This window comes from Caballeronia sp. LZ065 (genome assembly GCF_031450975.1).
Taxonomy (GTDB): domain Bacteria; phylum Pseudomonadota; class Gammaproteobacteria; order Burkholderiales; family Burkholderiaceae; genus Caballeronia.
The window spans coordinates 1,111,862-1,130,054 of the sequence record NZ_JARUXV010000004.1 but is presented as its reverse complement, the minus strand read 5'-3'; the positions used below and the strand labels follow the sequence as shown (position 1 = coordinate 1,130,054).

At 66.2% G+C, this 18,193-nt stretch carries 20 protein-coding genes; 8 read left to right on the top strand and 12 right to left on the bottom strand.

All coding sequences use genetic code 11. From position 1 onward, the window contains the following. Nucleotides 1-11 precede the first annotated feature (11 nt). Nucleotides 12-1,718: an AMP-binding protein gene (locus QCE63_RS31740; protein WP_309838605.1), complete on the top strand. Its 1,707-nt coding sequence runs from the start codon at nucleotides 12-14 to the stop codon at nucleotides 1,716-1,718. A gap of 172 nt (nucleotides 1,719-1,890) precedes the next feature. Continuing rightward, nucleotides 1,891-2,601, top strand: coding sequence for a hypothetical protein (locus QCE63_RS31735; protein ID WP_309838604.1), 711 nt, complete (start codon nucleotides 1,891-1,893; stop codon nucleotides 2,599-2,601). A 75-nt stretch (nucleotides 2,602-2,676) separates the two neighbouring features. Here the strand turns inward: QCE63_RS31735 and ydiK are convergent, their stop codons facing one another. From ydiK to QCE63_RS31695, 8 genes are all read right to left on the bottom strand, one after another. Next, nucleotides 2,677-3,834 carry an AI-2E family transporter YdiK gene (ydiK, locus tag QCE63_RS31730; protein WP_309838603.1) on the bottom strand — a complete coding sequence of 386 codons (1,158 nt, stop codon included), beginning with the start codon at nucleotides 3,832-3,834 and terminating at the stop codon, nucleotides 2,677-2,679. Between the two features lie 242 nt (nucleotides 3,835-4,076). Continuing rightward, complete coding sequence (locus tag QCE63_RS31725) at nucleotides 4,077-5,225, bottom strand: DUF1501 domain-containing protein (RefSeq protein ID WP_309838602.1); 1,149 nt, start codon at nucleotides 5,223-5,225, stop codon at nucleotides 4,077-4,079. A 4-nt stretch (nucleotides 5,226-5,229) separates the two neighbouring features. Further along, nucleotides 5,230-6,648, bottom strand: a complete 1,419-nt coding sequence (locus tag QCE63_RS31720; protein WP_309838600.1) for a DUF1800 domain-containing protein — start codon at nucleotides 6,646-6,648, stop codon at nucleotides 5,230-5,232. Between the two features lie 42 nt (nucleotides 6,649-6,690). Next, entirely contained in the window at nucleotides 6,691-7,206 is a 516-nt protein-coding gene (locus tag QCE63_RS31715) for a periplasmic heavy metal sensor (protein ID WP_309838598.1), read from the bottom strand. Beyond that, on the bottom strand, nucleotides 7,203-7,634 hold the full coding sequence (locus QCE63_RS31710) for a hypothetical protein (RefSeq protein ID WP_309838596.1): 432 nt from the start codon (nucleotides 7,632-7,634) through the stop codon (nucleotides 7,203-7,205). The genes QCE63_RS31715 and QCE63_RS31710 overlap by 4 nt, the downstream gene beginning before the upstream one ends. Then, nucleotides 7,631-8,221 carry an RNA polymerase sigma factor gene (locus QCE63_RS31705; RefSeq protein ID WP_404990213.1) on the bottom strand — a complete coding sequence of 197 codons (591 nt, stop codon included), beginning with the start codon at nucleotides 8,219-8,221 and terminating at the stop codon, nucleotides 7,631-7,633. Before QCE63_RS31705 ends, QCE63_RS31710 begins: the two co-directional genes overlap by 4 nt. A gap of 259 nt (nucleotides 8,222-8,480) precedes the next feature. Then, nucleotides 8,481-8,819, bottom strand: coding sequence for a YXWGXW repeat-containing protein (locus QCE63_RS31700; RefSeq protein ID WP_404990212.1), 339 nt, complete (start codon nucleotides 8,817-8,819; stop codon nucleotides 8,481-8,483). A gap of 118 nt (nucleotides 8,820-8,937) precedes the next feature. Beyond that, nucleotides 8,938-9,852, bottom strand: a complete 915-nt coding sequence (locus QCE63_RS31695; RefSeq protein WP_309838593.1) for a LysR family transcriptional regulator — start codon at nucleotides 9,850-9,852, stop codon at nucleotides 8,938-8,940. Nucleotides 9,853-9,958: 106 nt separating this feature from the next. Between QCE63_RS31695 and QCE63_RS31690 the strand changes: the two genes are divergently transcribed. After that, nucleotides 9,959-10,903: an alpha/beta hydrolase gene (locus QCE63_RS31690; RefSeq protein ID WP_309838591.1), complete on the top strand. Its 945-nt coding sequence runs from the start codon at nucleotides 9,959-9,961 to the stop codon at nucleotides 10,901-10,903. A gap of 64 nt (nucleotides 10,904-10,967) precedes the next feature. Next, nucleotides 10,968-11,957 carry a glutathione S-transferase family protein gene (locus QCE63_RS31685; RefSeq protein ID WP_309838589.1) on the top strand — a complete coding sequence of 330 codons (990 nt, stop codon included), beginning with the start codon at nucleotides 10,968-10,970 and terminating at the stop codon, nucleotides 11,955-11,957. Nucleotides 11,958-11,979: 22 nt separating this feature from the next. On the opposite strand, the gene QCE63_RS31680 is transcribed toward QCE63_RS31685, so the two are convergent. Together QCE63_RS31680 and QCE63_RS31675 are read right to left on the bottom strand one after the other, a co-directional pair. After that, nucleotides 11,980-12,831 carry a 3-hydroxybutyryl-CoA dehydrogenase gene (locus QCE63_RS31680; RefSeq protein ID WP_309838587.1) on the bottom strand — a complete coding sequence of 284 codons (852 nt, stop codon included), beginning with the start codon at nucleotides 12,829-12,831 and terminating at the stop codon, nucleotides 11,980-11,982. Nucleotides 12,832-12,952: 121 nt separating this feature from the next. Further along, a complete protein-coding gene (locus QCE63_RS31675; protein ID WP_309838585.1) occupies nucleotides 12,953-13,432 on the bottom strand; it encodes a 2,4'-dihydroxyacetophenone dioxygenase family protein in 480 nt (159 codons plus the stop codon). 121 nt (nucleotides 13,433-13,553) lie between these two features. Here QCE63_RS31675 and QCE63_RS31670 point away from each other — a divergent pair, with 121 nt between their 5' ends. The 4 genes from QCE63_RS31670 to QCE63_RS31655 are packed head-to-tail and all read left to right on the top strand — an operon-like array spanning nucleotide 13,554 to nucleotide 16,383. After that, entirely contained in the window at nucleotides 13,554-14,480 is a 927-nt protein-coding gene (locus tag QCE63_RS31670; protein WP_309838584.1) for an ABC transporter ATP-binding protein, read from the top strand. Continuing rightward, entirely contained in the window at nucleotides 14,477-15,238 is a 762-nt protein-coding gene (locus QCE63_RS31665) for an ABC transporter permease (protein ID WP_309838583.1), read from the top strand. The genes QCE63_RS31670 and QCE63_RS31665 overlap by 4 nt, the downstream gene beginning before the upstream one ends. Nucleotides 15,239-15,278: 40 nt before the next feature. After that, nucleotides 15,279-15,761, top strand: a complete 483-nt coding sequence (msrB, locus tag QCE63_RS31660; RefSeq protein ID WP_309838581.1) for a peptide-methionine (R)-S-oxide reductase MsrB — start codon at nucleotides 15,279-15,281, stop codon at nucleotides 15,759-15,761. Between the two features lie 40 nt (nucleotides 15,762-15,801). Next, nucleotides 15,802-16,383: a hydrolase gene (locus tag QCE63_RS31655; protein ID WP_309838577.1), complete on the top strand. Its 582-nt coding sequence runs from the start codon at nucleotides 15,802-15,804 to the stop codon at nucleotides 16,381-16,383. A gap of 243 nt (nucleotides 16,384-16,626) precedes the next feature. On the opposite strand, the gene QCE63_RS31650 is transcribed toward QCE63_RS31655, so the two are convergent. Both QCE63_RS31650 and QCE63_RS31645 read right to left on the bottom strand, forming a co-directional pair. Then, nucleotides 16,627-17,790, bottom strand: a complete 1,164-nt coding sequence (locus QCE63_RS31650; RefSeq protein WP_309838575.1) for a metallophosphoesterase — start codon at nucleotides 17,788-17,790, stop codon at nucleotides 16,627-16,629. A 216-nt stretch (nucleotides 17,791-18,006) separates the two neighbouring features. Beyond that, on the bottom strand, nucleotides 18,007-18,193 hold a 187-nt coding region (locus QCE63_RS31645), incomplete at its 5' end, for an aldehyde dehydrogenase family protein (RefSeq protein ID WP_309838573.1).

The following is an 18,193-nucleotide window of genomic DNA, read 5'->3' as shown; positions in this document are numbered from 1 at the left end:
ACGGAGACGCAATGAACGACGCCACGGCTTTCATCGAAGCACGAGATTTTCTGTTTGCGCATCGCACCGATTACGACACGGCCTATCGCGACTTCAAATGGCCCGTGCTCGACCGCTTCAACTGGGCGCTCGATTACTTCGACCCGATGGCCCGTGACAATCACGCGCCGGCCTTGCATATCGTCGATGAAGGCGGCAGCGCGACACGCTTTTCGTTCGCGCAGATGAGCGAGCGTTCGGCGCGCGTGGCGAATCATCTGCGCGGGCTGGGTGTCGCGCGGGGCGAACGCATTCTCTTGATGCTGCCGAACCGCGTCGAATTGTGGGACGTCATGCTCGCCGCGATGAAGCTCGGCGCCATCGTCCTGCCCGCGACGACGCAGCTCGCGCCCGCCGACCTGCGCGATCGCATCGCGCTGGGGCGCGTGCAGCATGTGATCGTCGATGCCGCCGATACGCCGAAGTTTGACGGTATCGATGTGCCGGGACTGCGCATCGCCGTGGGCGGCGCGCGCGAAGGCTGGCTGGATCAAGATGCCGCTTACGAAACGTCGGCTGAGTTTGCTCCGGATGCCGAAACGAATGCCGCCGATCCCTATCTGCTGTATTTCACGTCGGGCACGACCTCGAAGCCGAAGCTCGTCGCGCATACGCATCAGAGCTATCCGGTGGGCCATCTGTCGACGATGTACTGGATCGGCCTGCAACCCGGCGATGTGCACTGGAACATCAGCTCGCCCGGCTGGGCGAAGCACGCGTGGAGCTGCTTCTTCGCGCCGTGGAACGCGCGGGCGTGCGTGTTCATCTACAACTTCAGCCGCTTCGACGCCACCCGCGCGCTCGACGTGCTCGTCGAGCACGAAGTCACCACTTTGTGCGCGCCGCCGACCGTCTGGCGCATGCTCGTGCAGGAGCCGCTGGCGTCGTATGCGGTGAAGCTGCGCGAGATCGTCGGCGCGGGCGAGCCGCTGAATCCGGAAATCATCGAGCGCGTACAGACTGCGTGGGGCCTGTCGATCCGCGACGGCTACGGCCAGACCGAAACCACCGCGCAGATTGCCAACACGCCGGGGCAGCGGCTCGTGCCCGGCTCGATGGGCCGGCCGCTGCCGGGCTATCGCGTCGCGCTGCTCGATCCGGACGGCATCGAGACGGAAGAGGGCGAAATCGCGCTGTTGCTCGATCCGCCGCCGCTCGGCCTGATGACCGGCTATGCGGACAATCCGAAGGCCACGGAGACGGCGATGCGCGGCGGCTTCTATCGCACGTCGGACGTCGCGCTGCGCGGCAGCGACGGCTATTTCGTCTACGTCGGGCGCGCGGACGACGTGTTCAAGTCCTCGGATTACCGGCTGAGCCCGTTCGAACTGGAGAGCGTGCTGATCGAGCATGAAGCGATTGCCGAGGCGGCAGTCGTGCCGAGTCCCGACCCGCTGCGCCTAGCGGTGCCGAAAGCGTTCGTCACGCTGCGTCATGGCTATGCCATCGGTCCGGATCTCGCGCGCAGCGTGTTCGCTTTCTCGCGCGAACGCCTTGCGCCCTACAAACGCATCCGCAGGCTCGAATTCGCCGACTTGCCGAAAACTATCTCCGGCAAGATCCGCCGTGTCGATTTGCGTCGCCAGGAAGCAGCACGCACCGAAGACGGCGCGCGCGGTGAATTCGAGTTCTGGGAAGAGGATTTCCCGGAGTTGCGTCAGACCAGCAAGGCAGGTTGAAACGTTCGGAGGCGCCGTGTCGCATGACGCGGCGCGCTCGCTGGATAACCCGCGCAAAAAGCATTCTCCCGACGATTTTCGCAAGCAAATGTTTCCGCGCCGAACCGTCCTCCAGACCGATGGTCGAACCGCCCTGATTCAGCATCGGACCCATTGAACAGGAGGACGGATCATGTCGAAACCCGCATCGCGCCGCGCAATCATTGCATCGGGCATTGCATTCTCATTGTTGGCCCCGGCCGCATCCTACGCGCAACTCAACTTGCAGCAATTCGGCTTCGGCAGCGCCAAGCCGGATGTCGCCGGCGCGGCCTCGAACCAGGCCACGCAGCCTTCGGCGCTGGGTTCGCTCGTGCAGAACTATCTTGGCGCGAATCAGCAAGTGCTGACGGGGCAGTCGAGCCTGGCATCGGCGATGGGCATGTCGAGCGCCGCGAGTCAGGCGCAGTCGGCGGCGGGATTGCTGTCGGGTGCAACGGCCGGCAGCGCGCCGAGCACGAGCGTGTTGTCGCAACTCGGCGGCACGCAGCAGAGCGTGTCCCAATCGCTGATGCAGGCATTCTCGAATGGTTCGGCCACGCCGCCGACAGCGGCCAGCAAGCAGACCTTCACTGACGGCCTCGCATCGCTCGGTCAAGGCGTGCAACAGTACGCGGGCCTACAATCCGGTCTCGGCGCGGTCAAGAACTCGATGAACGTGTCGTCGCTGCTGCAAGCCGGTTCGAATCCGGGTACCGCGCAGGCCGCCACGTATATTGCGCAGTCCGCGCCGGGGCAGTTGCAGTCGCTGGTGCAGACGCTCACGCAGGCCGTGCAGTACGCGAAGGCCAACAACATCTCGGTGCCTTCGATCGCGACTTCGGCGTTGACCGGCGTGAAATAATCGCGCGGCGTACCGCGCGTGGTGCAGCAAAGCGGCGGAGCCTTGGCAGGCTGCGCCGCTTTTCTTTCATGGGCGTCAGGGCTGCCTTCTCGAGGCGTCCGCGAGATCGCCCGTGGGCGCGGCGCCGCGCATCGCTTCGACTTGCGGCAGCGGCGGTTGCTCGTTGATCCACGCGTTGAGGATCGTCGACGTCACGGCGAGGATCACCGGGCCGATGAACAACCCGACGATGCCGAACGCGAACATGCCGCCGAGCACGCCAGACAGGATCAGCAGCATGGAGAGGTTGACGCCGCGCCGGATCAGGATGGGGCGCAGGAAGTTGTCGAGCATCGCGATCATGATCGACCACACGAGCAACAGGATCGACGCGACATGCGCGTGATGCCAGAACAGCCAGGCGACGCCGCCGAGCAGCGGCAGCAGCGGCCCGATCTGCGCGAGACACAGCATCAGCATGACAGCCGTGATGATGCCCGCGGCGGGCACGCCCGCGAGCGCGAGGCCGATGCCGCCCAGCGCCGATTGCGTGACGGCCGTGACCACGATGCCGAGCGCCACCGCGCGAATGGCGAGGCCGGCGAGCTTGACGGCCTCGGCGCCGCGCTGCGCCGCGATGCGCGTCGCGAAGCGCGTGATGAAGCGTCCCGCCGCTTCGCCGTTCATGTACAGGATGCCCGAGATGATCACGGTGATGACCATGTGCACGACGAACACGCCGACCACGGCCGCGTGCGAGAGCATCCAGCGCGCGGCGACGGTCACGTAGGGTTCGAGCTTGGCAAGCAGGCCACCGGGACCGGCGTCGGAGAGCATCTGCCATTCCTTCGCGATGCGTTCGCCGGCGAGCGGCACGTCGTGGATCCAGCCGGGCGGCGGCGGCAGCGCGTAGGAGGGCAGGGTCTTGATCGCGGCCATGATTTCGCCGCCATGCAGCGCGAGCGTTGAAATGGCTTGATAGAGCGGCAGCACGATGACGATCAGGAGCCCGAGCAGCATCACGCTCGTCGCCACCCAGCGGCGATTGCCGACGCGGCGCTGCACCGCGACCATCAATGGCCAGGTCGCCACGACGATGGTGGTGGCCCAGATGAGTCCCGGCAGGAAGGGGCGCAGTATGTAGAGACTGCCTACGGTGAGCGCCGCGAGTATCGTGATGACGAGCAGGATGCGGGCGATGTCCACGGGCTGGCGCGGCGGGGGAGTATTGGCGGGATTGGGCGTGGTGGACATGATGGGTCCAGGAAGGCAATTGGACGGGAGCGCGAGACGTGCGGACGAAGCCGTGAACGTGTGCGCCTGAGATGAACCAGCGATATGCGAAAGCCGGCGATCCGGCAAGCTCGCGCGCAAAAAAGCGTTGAGCGCAAAAAAGCCGCCGCCATCATAACGGCGGCTCAATCCATACTACTAAAAATTTGTCGCAGCCTTGCCGGGCGTCAGGTTTAAGGCGCGTGCGAAAGAAATAGGGCGGTTCAGCTTCTGAGCAAGCGTTCTCGCAGCGTCGCCGTGCCGCCTTCGGGGAACAGCGTGGCGGCCACGCGTTGTGGATCGATGCCGAAGCTTTCGCCCGCGGCGTGCGCGATCACGGCATCCAGTCCGATGGTCGGCTTCAGATCGCGGCCCTGATACAGCGAAGCGCTCGCCAGTCCTGGCCAGTCCGCGAGCACGCGTCCGCCCGCCACGGCGCCACCCAGTATCAACGCCGCCGACGCCGTCCCGTGATCCGTGCCGCCCGTGCCGTTGGCCGCGGCGGTGCGACCGAATTCGGTCGCCACCAGCACGGTGGTGTCGGCCCAGTGCGCGCCAAGCCCATCGCGCAGGGCGCCGAGCATCGTGTCGAGCACTTTCAGCTGCGTGGCGAGACGCGGGTTCTGCGCGCTGTGCGTGTCCCAGCCAGCCGTTTCGATCATCGCAATGCGCGGACCGTCGGGCTTGCTCAGGAAGGTCGCCGCAAGCTTGCCGAGGCTCGCCGGATCCTGCCGCGCGCCGGCGTCGGCGGCGAGGCCGCGCGCCTGCATCGCGGCGTCCCATAACGGATGCAGCTGCGCGTCGCCGGCATAGAGCTGCGAGACGCGCGTGATGAGATCGTCCGGAGCTTGCGGCAATCCGGACGGCGCATAGGAAGTGACATCGGCGCGGCCGCGCAGCGCGAGCGGCACGGTTGGCGCGAGCGCGACGGCGTCGGCGCGCGGCGCGGGCAGCATCGACAGGAGGCGGTTCAGCCAGCCGTCCTTCAACTGGTACGGCGCGGCGCCGCCGGTTTCGAGCACGTTCTGGCCATCGAAGTGCGAACGCTCGCGATACGGCGATGCGACCGCGTGGATGAACAGCGCCTGCCTGTCGCGATACATCTGCGCGGCCGTCTGCAAGGACGGATGAAGCGCAAACGTGCCGTCGAGCTTGCTGGCCGTCGCGGCGTCGATGGCGAGGGGTCCGCGCAGCGCCGCGTAAGCCGTATAGCCATAGGGCACGACGATGTTCAGGCCATCCGCCGCGCCGCGCTGGATCACGAAGACGAAGCGCCGCTCGGTGGCGGCCGACGCCAGCACGAGTTGCGGCGCGATCAGCATCGCGCCGGCGCTTGCCCCCGCGCAGCGGAGAAATCGGCGACGGGTCAGCATGCGTTCATCTCCTCAGGAAATCGGGCGACACGAGCAGCAGCGCCAGTGCGGTCTGGGCGCTTTCGGCGCGCGCGACCGCGCTGCCTGTCGCCTCCGATAGCGAGCCCGCCAGCAATTGCGGACCGAGCGCGCGGGCGTCGAGCGTCGCGCTGCTGTGCGCGGCGAAGCGCTGCGCGATCTCGACGCGGCGCACCAGCGCATCCGGCGCGGCCCAGCTTGCGGCGGCATCGTCGTAACCGGCGGGCGAGCCGGGCCGCCATACCGGCTGCCCGAGTTGCCGCAGCAGCGGCGCGGCGTGCATCTTTTCCAGGCCGGTGCGGCCGAGTCCGCGTAAGGAGGAAAGCGTCCAGTCCCATGGCGACTTGAACTTGGTCGGCGTCGCGGGCCACGCCTCCGGCGCTTCGACCAACGCGCGATACACCGCGGGCAGATCGCCGCCGGTAGCGCCAAAGACCTTCGCAAGCCGCTCGACCAGCGCGGGCGGCGGCGTATCGGCGACAAAGTGGCGCGCGAGCTTGTCGGCGATGTGGCGCGCCGTCGCGGGTGACGCAGCCAGATCGTGCAGTATCGCGAGCGGCTGCGCTTCGCCGTCTTGCGCGTACTGGCGGCCCAGCACCGTGCGCACGCCCGGTTCATGCAGGCGCGGGCGGAACACGAACTGGCCGGGCGACGTCGGGTCGGCGGGATTGCTTGCAGCCTGCGCGGACATCGCGCCGAGATTCCAGCCGGTGAGCGCGCGAGCGAATTCGGTCACGTCGCCCTGCGTATAGCCGGTGCGCGCGCCGAGCGTATGCAATTCCATGATTTCGCGCGCGAGGTTTTCGTTGAGACCGCGCTTGCGCGTCGGATCGCGCTGCGCGGCGCGTTCGGCTGCGGGGCTGTCGGGGCCGATCGAACGCGGCTGGTCCAGGAAGATCTGCATCGCCGGATGGCGCTCCGCCGCCACCAGCATGTCTTCGAAGCGTCCGAGCACGTGCGGGCGGATCGCTTCGTTCTCGAACGAGCCGGCGAGCAGCGTGACCGGCGGCTTGTCGATCGACACCGCGAAATGGTTCGCCCAGAAGTGCACCAGACGTTCGACGAACGGCGTCCCGGTGGTGAGCGCGCTCGTCACGCGGGCGTCGACGGCGCTCACATACACCTCGCGGATCATGTCGCCGTATTGCTTGCGCAGCGCGGGCCGGTCGGCGTCGCCCGCATCGCGCAAGGCACGCTGGCGTTCCGCGAGACGTTCGGCGAGGGCCGCGCTGGTCGGCTGACTGGCCAGCGCGGCAGGTATCGGCAGATACACGCCGGGCGCGGGATCGAGCTGCTGCGTGAGCCAGCCGCGCGGATCGGCGGGCAGCGGCTCGCCCGGACGCGCGCCCAGACCGAAGCGGTTCACCGCGATGGCGGCGGGCGTAAGCGGCGGCGTAACGCTCATGGTGCTCTCCGGAGGCATGTCGCTATCAGCGGCGCGCGGCCGTCAGGGCTGGCGTGGCGGCTGAGGCTGCGGCTGCGTCTGGGGCCGATCCTCGGGCGGCACATTGCGCAGAGGACCATTGCGTTCCATCGCGCTGACCAGCTTCAGGCGTTCGTCAAACGTAAGCGTCGAGGCAAATTCAGCCACTTTGCCTTCGGTCAGCGCGCGCATGGTGACATCGGCCTGACGGGTGCGGGCGAGGACGTCGTCGAGCGTCTGGCGGTCGAACGTCGGCGCAGCGAGAAGGCGCGCGATCTCGATCCGGCCTTCACGCGATTCGCGTATCAGCGGCTGGTGTGCGAGACGCATCTCCCGTAACGATTGGTGCAGCTGTTTTCGCCGTTCCGGGGAAAGATCCGCCGCCGCCAGGCCGATGCCGCGCGGTGGCGCCGCCGCGTTGCAGAGCTTTTGTACGAGCGGGCCGGACAGGTAGAACACGCCGCCCGCCAACGAGCCGAGCAGGAACACGTTGAGCACGATCGACACACCCGCCACCATCTTCAGCGTGCGTGAACTCATTGATCATTTCCGTCTAAAGAAGCGCCGCCGAACGCGGTGTCCGAAAGGGATTGTTCGAACCCGCCGTGCACGTGCTCGGACGGTACCGGCGCGAGCAGCGAGACCAGCAGTGCGCCCGCCGCGACGCCGGCCGCGCCCACGCCGACGAATCCCACACCCGAGAACCACAGGCACGGACTTCGCCAGGACGCGCGCGCAGGCCGGATCGGCGCGGAAGCGATGATGCGCCGCGCGAGCGCCGGAGCGGGTCCGGCAACCGTGTGCGCGTCGAGCATGCCATCGAGCGCGCGCGCCAGGTCCAGCGCCGCATGCGCCTGGTCGTCGCCATCGGCAAGGAGGGCCAGGGCGGCGTCGCGTTCGCCGGCGGGCCAGCGTTCCGGAGACGCTCCGTAGGCTTCGGTGAGGTAGCGGAATCGGTCGGGGGTCATCGTTGTTCCTTCGGGGCTCTGTCAGCAGGTCCGCCCTGACTGCGGGCGAGGTCCGCGAGAGCGGTCCTGAGATTCCGGCGCGCGCGGGCCAGCAGACTCTCGAGCGCTTCGACACTCACGCCCATCAGATCGGCTGTCTCCGCGTTCGATAGCTCCTGGTAGTACTGCAGCACCAAGGCCTCGCGCTGGCGTCCCGGCAACCGGGCGAGCGCCGCCGTGAGACGTTCGCTGGTGTCGTTCGTCTCGATGCGCTCGTCGGGCCGCGGTGCCGCGTCTTCCTGTTCCGGAAGTTCGTCGGACATGGTCGTCTCTCGATGGCGGCGCAGCCGGTCGTAGCACAGATTGAGCGTAACGCGATGCAGCCAGGTGTCGAAGCGCGCCGCACCGGGCTGCCAGCTCGGCGCAACGTTCCAGATGCGCATGAAGGCTTCCTGGGCGACGTCGTCCGCTTCGTCGCGGTCGCCGAGCATGCGCGTTGCAAGTGCAACGATGCGCGGCAACTTCTTCTCGACGATCTCGCGAACGGCGCCCGATTCCCGCTTGCCGACGCGGGCGATGAGGCGGGTATCCGGATCGGGTTCGTTCAAAGTCGTGTCGGTTCCTGTTGCGCTCGGTGGGCGGCCGAAGTGCCATGTTTGCCGGCATGGTCAGTAGACGACAACCGGTCCGCGATAGTAGGCCGGGTGCGCCGGATAGACGACGCACCCGGCGAGTGTCGCGGCGACGAGCGTTGCGGCTAGCAGTAATTTCAACATGTTGCAATCCTTCCATCAGATGATAGGCGCTCACGCCGCATGACGTGTTGCGCATGATCCGGGCAGTGGCGCGAGCTTTCATGGCGTCGACTCAGGCCCAGTGTCCTTCGACCCAGAAATAGTTCGGCCCGCGTTGCGCCCAGTGTCCCGGGACCCAACGGTGCCCCACGCGCACCGGCCTCCAGTGGCCGGGTGCCCAGACATAGCGGCCCGGCCCCCAGCGCCAGTGACCCGGATCCCACGCATAGCCCGCGCGAGGCGGCGGCGGGGGTTCGACGCGGGGCGGCGGCGGCGCGGCGACCGGCGCCGCAACGATGACGGTCTGTGCATGCACGGGCCCGCTGTGGAGCGCCCCGAAGGAAACGGCCAACACCGGTGCGAGAACGGCAGCGGACAGGGCCGCGCGCATGGGCGAAGAACGGTTCGTCATGGTGCGATTCGTCTTTTCAGAGTGGTGACGAGAACTTGAACGGAGCGAACGCCGGCGATCCGTCGCGGGCCGCGCCCGGAAGATGTAACGAGGTTTTACGGGAAAGCTCGGGTGACGGTCAGGCGAAGGTGTCGAGCCCGTCGACGAGACGCTTTGCGAGCCGCGGCTGCCGCAACTGTTCAAGCCACCATTGCAGTGCGCGCCCTTCGTGATCGCCGCGCCAGGCCACGTAGAGCACGTTGGGCTCGCGCGGATCGGCGGTGTTTTTTTCGATCAATTCGCCGCGCGCCAGCAGCGTCGCGATGCGATGACGCGGCAGCCAGCCCGTGCCGAGCCCCTGCCGCTGCGCGAGAATCTTCGCCCGCATGCTGGGCACCGCGAGCGCCGCCTGGCCGCCGAGCACGCCATAGGCGCGTCCGGCGGCGCGCGACGAATCCGCCACCACCACCGCCCGATGCGCCGCGATCTCCTCACGCCGCAGCCGGCCGGCCGCCTGCGCGAGCGGGTGGCGCGCCGCGACGGCGAACACCCACTCCATCACGCCCAGTTCGAACCAGCGCAGGCCCGGGATGGCGGGCGGCTCGTTGGTGGCGCCGACGATCAGGTCGGCGCGGCCGTCGCGCAGCGCTTCCCAGGTGCCGCTCAACACCTCGTGCGTCAGGCGCAGCGTGACGCCGGACCCGAGCGCGTCGAACGCCTGCACCACGGGCAGCATCGTCTCGAATTCAAGGATCTCGTCGCACACGATCCACAGCCGGTCTTCCCAGCCGCTTGCGATCTGCTTGACGCGCTGCGCGAGCCGCCCGACGTCGAGCATCAGGCGCGCGGCTTCATCGGCGAGCAGGTGGCCGGCGGGCGTCAATTGCAGGCGGTAGCGGCGCCGGTCGAACAGCAGAGCGTCGAAGCGCGTTTCCAGTTGCCGCGCCGCGTGGGAGACCGTCGATGGCGCCCGTCCCAGGCGGGCCGCCGCGCGCGACAGGCTGCCGGTCTCGCGGATGGCGTCGAGCAGTGCGAGTTCGTCCTCCGACAACATGTTCGACTCCATCGAACGAGTTCATCCGCGGCATCGTACGGCAAATGCGGGCGATGCGCCGAAGATTGGAGTCATCGGAGAACACCCCTTTCGACGGAGCTGAACGATGAACTCAATTCTGCCTTTCCTGCGCCGTGCCGCCGGCGCGCTGCTTGCGGCGGCTGCGCTCTTGCCGCTCGCGCAGGCGGCCTCTGCCACGACTGCGATCCAGTCGCGCTCGATCGAAGCGAACGCTATCGAGCTGCACTATCTGCAAGCGGGCAGCGGCGACGCGACGCCGGTCGTGCTGCTGCACGGCTACACGGAGACCAGCCGCATGTGGCAGCCGCTGATGACGCGACTGGCCGCCGACCGCGTCGTGCTGGCGCCCGATTTGCCGGGTGCGGGCGAGTCCGCGATGCCCACCGCCGGCTATGACAAGAAGACGCTCGCGCAGGATATCCATGCGATGGTGCGTGCGCTCGGCTTTCGCAAGGTGAAGCTGGTGGGGCACGACATCGGGCTGATGGTTGCCTATGCTTACGCGGCGCAGTATCCGGACGAAGTGGACAGCATCGTGTTGATGGACGCTTTCCTGCCTGGCGTCGGCGACTGGCAGAAGGTCTGGCTGCTGCGCGACAAATGGCATTTCAATTTCTACGGCGACACGCCGGAGCAACTGGTGCGCGGGCGTGAACGCGTGTATTTCGAACACTTCTGGAACGACTTCGCCGCCGATTCCTCGCATTCGCTGAGCGAAGCCGACCGCCGCTATTACTCGGCGCAATACGCACGCCACGGCCGCATGCGCGCGGGATTCGAGTATTTCCACGCGTTTCCGCAGGACGCGGAGGACTTCGCCGCGTTCGCCCGGACGCCGCTGCCGATGCCGATGCTCGTTCTCGCCGGTGAGCGGGCTTCGAGTACCTTTCTGATCGACCAGGCGAAGCTCGTCGCGACGAACGTGCAGGGCGTGGTCGTGCCCGGCAGCGGACACTGGCTGATGGAAGAAGCGCCGGACGTGACCATGGCGCAACTCGTGCGTTTCCTCGACACGCCTGCGTCCAACTGATCCACTCGATGCCGCGGCGCGCGTCTTGCATCGCACTGCGGGAACACCACAGGGAGCGTGTGAAATGGGACTTCTGGTCGATGGCAAATGGCAGGACGCGTGGTACGACACGGCGTCCACCGGCGGGCGCTTCGTGCGCAAGGACGCGGCCTTTCGCAACTGGGTCACGGCCGACGGCGCGCCCGGTCCGAGCGGCGCGGGCGGCTTCCGCGCCGAAGCGGGCCGGTATCACCTGTACGTGAGCCTCGCGTGTCCATGGGCGCACCGCGCGTTGATCGTGCGGGCGCTCAAGGGCTTGCAGGGGATGATCGATGTTTCGGTCGTCCACTGGCTGATGCTCGAAAACGGCTGGACCTTCGCGGACGGTCCGGGCGTGGCGCCCGATCCCATCCACGGCGCGCGTTTCATGCATCAGGTCTACACCGCGGCGGACCCGAACTACAGCGGCCGCGTGACGGTGCCGGTCCTGTGGGACAAGGCGCGCGGGACGATCGTCAACAACGAGTCGTCGGAAGTCATCCGCATGCTGAACTCCGCGTTCGACGGCATCGGCGCACTGCCCGGCGACTACTACCCGCGCGAACTTCGCGAGGACATCGACGGACTCAACGCGCGCATCTACGACACCGTCAACAATGGCGTCTACAAGGCCGGTTTTGCGACCACGCAAGGCGCATACGAAGAAGCCGTGCTGCCGCTCTTCGACACGCTCGACTTCCTCGAAACACGCTTGCAGTCGCGCCGCTACCTGACGGGCGCGCGCTTCACCGAAGCCGACATTCGCCTGTTCACCACGCTGGTGCGCTTCGACGCGGTCTATGTCGGGCACTTCAAGTGCAATCTGCGGCGCATTGCTGACTATCCGAACCTGTCGAACCATGCGCGCGAGATCTACCAGATGCCGGGCGTGGCGGACACGGTGAACTTCATGCACATCAAGCGGCATTATTACGAGAGCCATCGCACGATCAATCCGACAGGCATCGTGCCCGCCGGACCGCTGCTCGATTTCACCGCGGCGCACGACCGCGCGCGGCTACCCGCCGCGACCTGACCCGGGGTGAACTCAGTCGTACTCAGTCGTACCGGTACACGCCGTGCTTCGCCTTGCGGCCGAGCCGGCCCGCCGCGACCAGTTCGCGCAACAGCGGACACGCGCGGTACTTCGAATCGCCGAAGTCCTTGAGGAACACGTCCATCACGGAGAGGCACACGTCCAGGCCGATCAGGTCGGCCAGCGCAAGCGGGCCGATGGGATGATTGGCGCCGAGCTTCATGCCGGCGTCGATTTCCTCGGCGCTCGCCACGCCTTCATACAGCACGAAGAACGCTTCATTGATCATCGGCACGAGGATGCGGTTGACGACGAAACCCGGCGAATTGCGCACGCCGATCGGCGACTTGCCGAGGTCCTCCGTGAGTTCGCGCACGGCAGCAGCGGTGGCGTCGCTGGTCTGCACGCCGCGTATCACCTCGACCAGTTGCAGCAAGGGCACCGGATTGAAGAAGTGCATGCCGATGAAACGCTCGGGCGTGGCAAGCGTGGCGCCGAGCGCGGTAATGGAGATGGACGAGGTGTTTGACGCGATGATCGCGTCCGGGCGCGCCGCGTCCTCGATCTGCTTCAGGATGCGGTTCTTGAGATCCGTATTCTCGGTCGCGGCTTCGATCACGATGTCGGCTTCAGCCAGACGCCCGTAGTCCGTGGACGTGGCAATGCGCGTGAGCGCCGCATCGCGCGCGGCCGCGTCCAGCTTGTCCTTCGACACGAGCCGCTCCAGGCTGCCGGTGAGCGTGGCGACCCCCTTGGCGAGCGCGGCCTCGGTGACGTCAATCATCACGACCTCGAAGCCCGCGACGGCCGCGACTTGCGCGATGCCGTTGCCCATGGTTCCCGCACCGACGATGCCGACGGTCTGAATCTTCATGCTGCTGCTCCCTGTGTGTGCGCCGGCTCGGGCAGCCGGCAAGCCTGAATGGTCAATGGCGCGGCGTGCGCCGGAGGGTTCGAAGAGAGTTCGATTCTAACCAGCGAGAAAACGGGCGGTCCTAGCCGAACGCCGTCAGGTCCCTGGCTTCGATGCCATTTGCCTGACAGTAAGCGGCATAGCGCTCCCAGCCGCTCTTCCAGTTCTCGCTGGCGAGCACCTGGCCGCGTTCGTTCACGAAGAGCAGTTCGCCCTGGATGATGTTGAGCGTGACGATGTCGGACTGCGCGGCGTCTTCAGGCAGCGCCTCGGGCGTATGGCTCGATCCGGCGGTCTCGTACACGATGCTGCCCGGCGCCGCGATCCAGTCGTGCTCGCGATACTTCCAGCGCCCCTGCACCGTATAGACGATCACCGTACCGGTATGGCGATGCCGCGGCATCTCGCCCCGGGGCGGCGCCTTCATCAGCGCGATGACTTCACCGCGAATTGGGTCGAGCTTGAAGTACTTGACCAGCACGCGCTCGCTGTAGGGCGTGAACGGCACCCAGGGCACGTCCGTGTCATTGAGGCAGGTGGTGTGAATCTGTTCGAACAGCATGATGTCGGCTCCGTGCAATCAGCAGTGCATTGTAGGCAGCCTGAGATGCGCTGAACATCGGCCGAACGGACGACCCCAGTGGACCAAGCCGGATCGCGCCCGATCTGCTATCGTCCGTGCCATGCCAACCATCATCACCGTTTCCAATCTGTCCAAGACTTACGAGTCGGGCTTTCACGCGCTCAAGAACGTCAATCTCGAAATCCGGCGCGGCGAGATCTTTGCGCTGCTCGGGCCGAACGGCGCCGGCAAGACCACGCTCATCAGCACGGTCTGCGGCATCGTGAATCCGAGCGAAGGCCAGGTCACCGTGGCCGGTCACGACATCGTCACGGACTATCGCGCCGCCCGCGCCATGATCGGTCTCGTGCCGCAGGAGCTCACCACGGACGCCTTCGAAACCGTGTGGGCCACCGTGTCGTTCAGCCGCGGGCTGTTCGGCCGGCCGAAAAATCCGGCGCACGTCGAGAAGGTGCTCAAGTCCCTGTCGCTGTGGGCGAAGAAGGACAACAAGATCATGACGCTCTCGGGCGGCATGAAACGGCGCGTGCTGATCGCGAAGGCGCTGGCGCACGAACCCGAGATCCTGTTTCTCGACGAACCCACTGCCGGCGTCGACGTCGAACTGCGCCGCGACATGTGGAATCTCGTGCGCGAGTTGCAGCAGAACGGCGTCACGATCATCCTGACGACGCACTACATCGAGGAAGCGGAAGAGATGGCGGACCGCATCGGCGTCATCAACCGCGGCGAGATCGTGCTGGTGGAGGAGAAGCGCGAACTCATGCGCAAGCTCGGCCAGAAGAAGCTCACGCTGCAACTCGAAACCCCGCTCGATGCCATTCCCGCGCCGCTCGCGCCGTATGGCCTTGCGCGCTCGGCGGATGGAAGCGAACTCACTTATACCTACGACGCCCATGACGAACCGGGCCGCATCATCGCGCTGCTGCGTCATGTGGACGAAGCCGGCGTGCGTTTCAAGGATCTGCAAACGACGCAAAGCTCGCTCGAAGACATCTTCGTGAGCCTCGTCAGGGAAGCCAAATGAATCTTCATGCCGTTCGCGCAATCTACCGTTTCGAGATGGCGCGCGCCGGACGCACGCTGATGCAGAGCATCGTGTCGCCGGTGATCTCCACCTCGCTTTACTTCGTCGTGTTCGGCGCGGCCATCGGCTCGCGCATTCCGGAAGTGGACGGCATCAGCTACGGCGCGTTCATCGTGCCGGGCCTCGTGATGCTGTCGCTGCTGACGCAGAGCATCGCGAATGCGTCCTTCGGCATCTACTTTCCGAAGTTCACCGGCACCATCTACGAACTGCTGTCCGCGCCCGTCTCGTATTTCGAACTGGTCTTGAGCTACGTGGGCGCGGCGGCGACCAAGTCCATCATCCTGGGACTCATCATCCTGCTGACCGCGCGCCTGTTCGTGCCGCTCAGGATCGACCATCCGTTCTGGATGATCGTGTTCCTGCTGCTGACGTCGGTGACCTTCAGCCTGCTGGGCTTCATCATCGGCATCTGGGCGGACGGCTTCGAGAAGCTGCAGATCATTCCGCTGCTCATCGTCACGCCGCTCACCTTCCTGGGCGGCAGCTTCTATTCGATCAACATCCTGCCGCCGTTCTGGAAGACTGTTGCGTTGTTCAATCCGGTCGTGTATCTGATCAGCGGCTTTCGCTGGAGCTTCTACGGACTCGCCGACGTCCAGGTGGGCGTGAGTTTCGGCATGACGCTAGTATTCCTTGCAGTGTTCATCGCGATCGTCGCGTGGATCTTCAAGACGGGCTATCGGATCAAGACCTGATCCGACAGTGGTTGTGGCCAGCAAAGAGGGCGTTCATCGGATGAAAATCATGAAACGCACGAAGCGGCATGTGCTGGGTGCGATGACCGGTTTCTTCGCGAGCGGCGCAGCGCGGTCCGCGCCCGCATTGGCCTATGAGATCGACCACGGGACAGCCGGCTGGCGCCGCCGTCTTTCCGCCGAGCAATTCCGTGTGCTGCGGCGCGGCGGCACCGAAGCGCCGTTCGCCAGCCCGCTGCTCAAGGAGCGACGCGAGGGCACCTACCGGTGCGTCGGCTGCGCACTCGAACTCTTTTCATCCACGACCAAGTTCGACAGCGGCACCGGCTGGCCGAGCTTCTGGAAACCGCTCGACGGCTCGGTCGCGACGCATCCCGACGCCGCCGGCCACATGCGCAACGAAGTACATTGCCGGCGCTGCGGCGGCCACCTCGGCCATGTGTTCGACGACGGCCCGAAACCCACCGGGCTGCGCTATTGCCTGAATGGCGCCGCGCTCGATTTCCGGCAGGAAGACGCCTGAAATCGCGGGTTTTACCCATTCTTCCTTCTTGCTACCTTACATGAACGCACCCGAACTCAAGCTTGCCGCCGGAAAAACCGCGCTCGTGCTGATCGATCTCCAGGCGGGCATCGCTGCCTTGCCCGTGCAGCCGCACGATGCCGCCAGCGTGCTGGCCAATGCGCGCGCGCTCGCGGACCGCTTTCGCGCGCTCGGCGCGCCGGTCGTACTCGTCAAGGTGGCGTTTTCGAACGGCCCGGGCGGCCTGCGGCCGATCACCGATGCAGGCCAGGCGCAGGAAGCGCCCGAGCCGGCCGGCTGGAGCGAATTGTGTCCGGAACTCGCCGTGCAGCCGTCCGACATCATCGTCACCAAGCGGCAGTGGGGCGCCTTCTACGACACCGACCTCGACTCGCATCTGCGGCGGCGCGGCATCGAGACGATCGTGCTGGGAGGGATCGCGACGGCCATCGGCGTGGATTCGACCGCCCGCGGCGCGCATGAACGCGGCTATCAGCAAATCTTCGCCGAAGACGCCATGAGCGATCTCAACGCCGCTACGCATGAATCGACCTGTCGTTTCATCTTTCCGCGCATTGGCCGGATTCGCTCGACGCAGCAGGTACTGGCGGCGCTGGCTTGAAGTCGGTGGCTTGAGAGACGGGCGCAGCCTGTGTTTTTAGGACTAGTCGTATGGCCCTGACGCTGACGTTCCCGTAACTTGCTATAACCGGTTGACGGGACCCCGCCTGTCAGTCCGGGCGCATTCGTTCCACCCCTGTTCGAATGCAGCGCTTTCCCCGAGCGCAGGACACGCGTCGCACATTGCGGCGCGTGTCCACCTTTTCATTGTTTAACTCTCTACGTCTTTCCGAGCGTCAAGCGATCACGTCGCTGCCGAGGGAACCAGTCGTATCCGCGTGATTTCCGAAGGCGCGCCCAGGCGCTTCGGCGGTCCCCAGTAGCCGGTTCCGCGGCTCGTATAGACCCACAGTCCGTTGAACTTCACCAACCCGGCAACGAAGGGCTGCTGCAGGCGCACGAAGAAGTTCCACGGCAGGAATTGACCACCGTGCGTGTGTCCGGAAAGTTGCAGCGTGAAACCCGCGTCGGCGGCGGCTGTTGCGCTGCGCGGCTGGTGCGCCAGCAGCACGCGCACGGCGGCGGAGGACGGTGCGCCGCTGATTGCCTGGGCCGGATCGCTGCGGTGCGCGGGATCGAAGCTGCCGGCGCCGTAGTCCGTCACGCCCGCCACCACGGCCTGGGCGCCGTCGTGGTCCAGCACCACATGCTGGTTGAGCAGCACATTGAGGCCGAGGCGGCGGAACTCCGCAATCCATTTGTCGGCGCCGGAGTAGTACTCGTGATTGCCGGTGACGAGGAACGCGCCATGACGCGCGCTCAATTTGGCCAGCGGGCGGGTGTGGTCGGCGAGATGGGGCACCGAGCCATCCACCACGTCCCCGGTCACCGCAATCAGATCCGGCTCGAGTCCGTTCACGGCGGCAACGATGCGCTCCACGTAGTGCTTCTTGATTGTCGGTCCGACGTGGATGTCGCTGATCTGCACGATGGTGAAGCCATCGAGCGCGGCAGGCAGATTCTCGATGGGCACGTCCACGTCCACGACCGGCGCGCGACGGCGCGCATTGTAGAAGCCGATCGCCGAAGACAGCACGGCCAGCAGCGGAACGATCAGTGCGCTGCGGGCCACGAGCGTGGGCGAGCCGACGGGCACGCCGCGCAGCCAGTCCGCAAGGTGGACGCAGAACAGCATGACGTCGCGTGCGAACGTCAGCAGCAGCAGCGAGGAGAAGAAGCCGAGGGCGGTCAGGCCGAACCAGGCGAGACGATCGGCGAGCGGCTGGGTTTCGAGCGAGCGCGCGGACATGCCGATGGGAATCAGGATCACGGATGCCACCAGCAGCGCCACAGCCAGTACCTTGAGCGGCAGGCCGACCGGCGCGTCCGGGATGAGCCGCACGCCGACATAAATGTGAAACAGAATGCCGATACCGATAAAACGGATGAAGAAAGCCGAGCGTCGCATAGCGCCCCTGGAAGATCGATGAAGCGGCGGGCCCGGGCTTTGGATGCCCGTGCCGTTGGGCACGAGTGCCCGTGCGGGATAGGGAACCGATTCTACCGTGCCAGTGCGCGGGACGCCGTTTGGCGCGGCGGGGCGCGACTTGTGGGCCGTGCAAAGAAAAAAGCCTCGGCACCGGAATGCCGAGGCTTGCCTGCATCGAGTTGATCAGCGTGCGCTTCAGACCGCCATGCACAGATACTTGATGATGACGTAGTCGTCGATGCCGTAGTGCGAGCCTTCGCGGCCGAGGCCGGATTGCTTCACACCGCCGAACGGTGCCACTTCGTTCGAAATCAGCCCGGTGTTGATGCCCACCATGCCGTATTCGAGCGCTTCGGCCACGCGCCATACGCGGCCGATGTCG

What these genes read in the sequence shown, in the direction of transcription:
- msrB (WP_309838581.1), top strand. Translation starts at nt 15,279, where the DNA reads ATGAAAATCATGAAACGCACGAAGCGGCATGTGCTGGGTGCGATGACC.
- QCE63_RS31685 (WP_309838589.1), top strand. Translation starts at nt 10,968, where the DNA reads ATGGGACTTCTGGTCGATGGCAAATGGCAGGACGCGTGGTACGACACG.
- QCE63_RS31710 (WP_309838596.1), bottom strand. Translation starts at nt 7,634, where the DNA reads ATGACCCCCGACCGATTCCGCTACCTCACCGAAGCCTACGGAGCGTCT.
- QCE63_RS31695 (WP_309838593.1), bottom strand. Translation starts at nt 9,852, where the DNA reads ATGTTGTCGGAGGACGAACTCGCACTGCTCGACGCCATCCGCGAGACC.
- ydiK (WP_309838603.1), bottom strand. Translation starts at nt 3,834, where the DNA reads ATGTCCACCACGCCCAATCCCGCCAATACTCCCCCGCCGCGCCAGCCC.
- QCE63_RS31725 (WP_309838602.1), bottom strand. Translation starts at nt 5,225, where the DNA reads ATGCTGACCCGTCGCCGATTTCTCCGCTGCGCGGGGGCAAGCGCCGGC.
- QCE63_RS31735 (WP_309838604.1), top strand. Translation starts at nt 1,891, where the DNA reads ATGTCGAAACCCGCATCGCGCCGCGCAATCATTGCATCGGGCATTGCA.
- QCE63_RS31650 (WP_309838575.1), bottom strand. Translation starts at nt 17,790, where the DNA reads ATGCGACGCTCGGCTTTCTTCATCCGTTTTATCGGTATCGGCATTCTG.
- QCE63_RS31675 (WP_309838585.1), bottom strand. Translation starts at nt 13,432, where the DNA reads ATGCTGTTCGAACAGATTCACACCACCTGCCTCAATGACACGGACGTG.
- QCE63_RS31700 (WP_404990212.1), bottom strand. Translation starts at nt 8,819, where the DNA reads ATGACGAACCGTTCTTCGCCCATGCGCGCGGCCCTGTCCGCTGCCGTT.
- QCE63_RS31655 (WP_309838577.1), top strand. Translation starts at nt 15,802, where the DNA reads ATGAACGCACCCGAACTCAAGCTTGCCGCCGGAAAAACCGCGCTCGTG.
- QCE63_RS31690 (WP_309838591.1), top strand. Translation starts at nt 9,959, where the DNA reads ATGAACTCAATTCTGCCTTTCCTGCGCCGTGCCGCCGGCGCGCTGCTT.
- QCE63_RS31740 (WP_309838605.1), top strand. Translation starts at nt 12, where the DNA reads ATGAACGACGCCACGGCTTTCATCGAAGCACGAGATTTTCTGTTTGCG.
- QCE63_RS31715 (WP_309838598.1), bottom strand. Translation starts at nt 7,206, where the DNA reads ATGAGTTCACGCACGCTGAAGATGGTGGCGGGTGTGTCGATCGTGCTC.
- QCE63_RS31720 (WP_309838600.1), bottom strand. Translation starts at nt 6,648, where the DNA reads ATGAGCGTTACGCCGCCGCTTACGCCCGCCGCCATCGCGGTGAACCGC.
- QCE63_RS31670 (WP_309838584.1), top strand. Translation starts at nt 13,554, where the DNA reads ATGCCAACCATCATCACCGTTTCCAATCTGTCCAAGACTTACGAGTCG.
- QCE63_RS31665 (WP_309838583.1), top strand. Translation starts at nt 14,477, where the DNA reads ATGAATCTTCATGCCGTTCGCGCAATCTACCGTTTCGAGATGGCGCGC.
- QCE63_RS31680 (WP_309838587.1), bottom strand. Translation starts at nt 12,831, where the DNA reads ATGAAGATTCAGACCGTCGGCATCGTCGGTGCGGGAACCATGGGCAAC.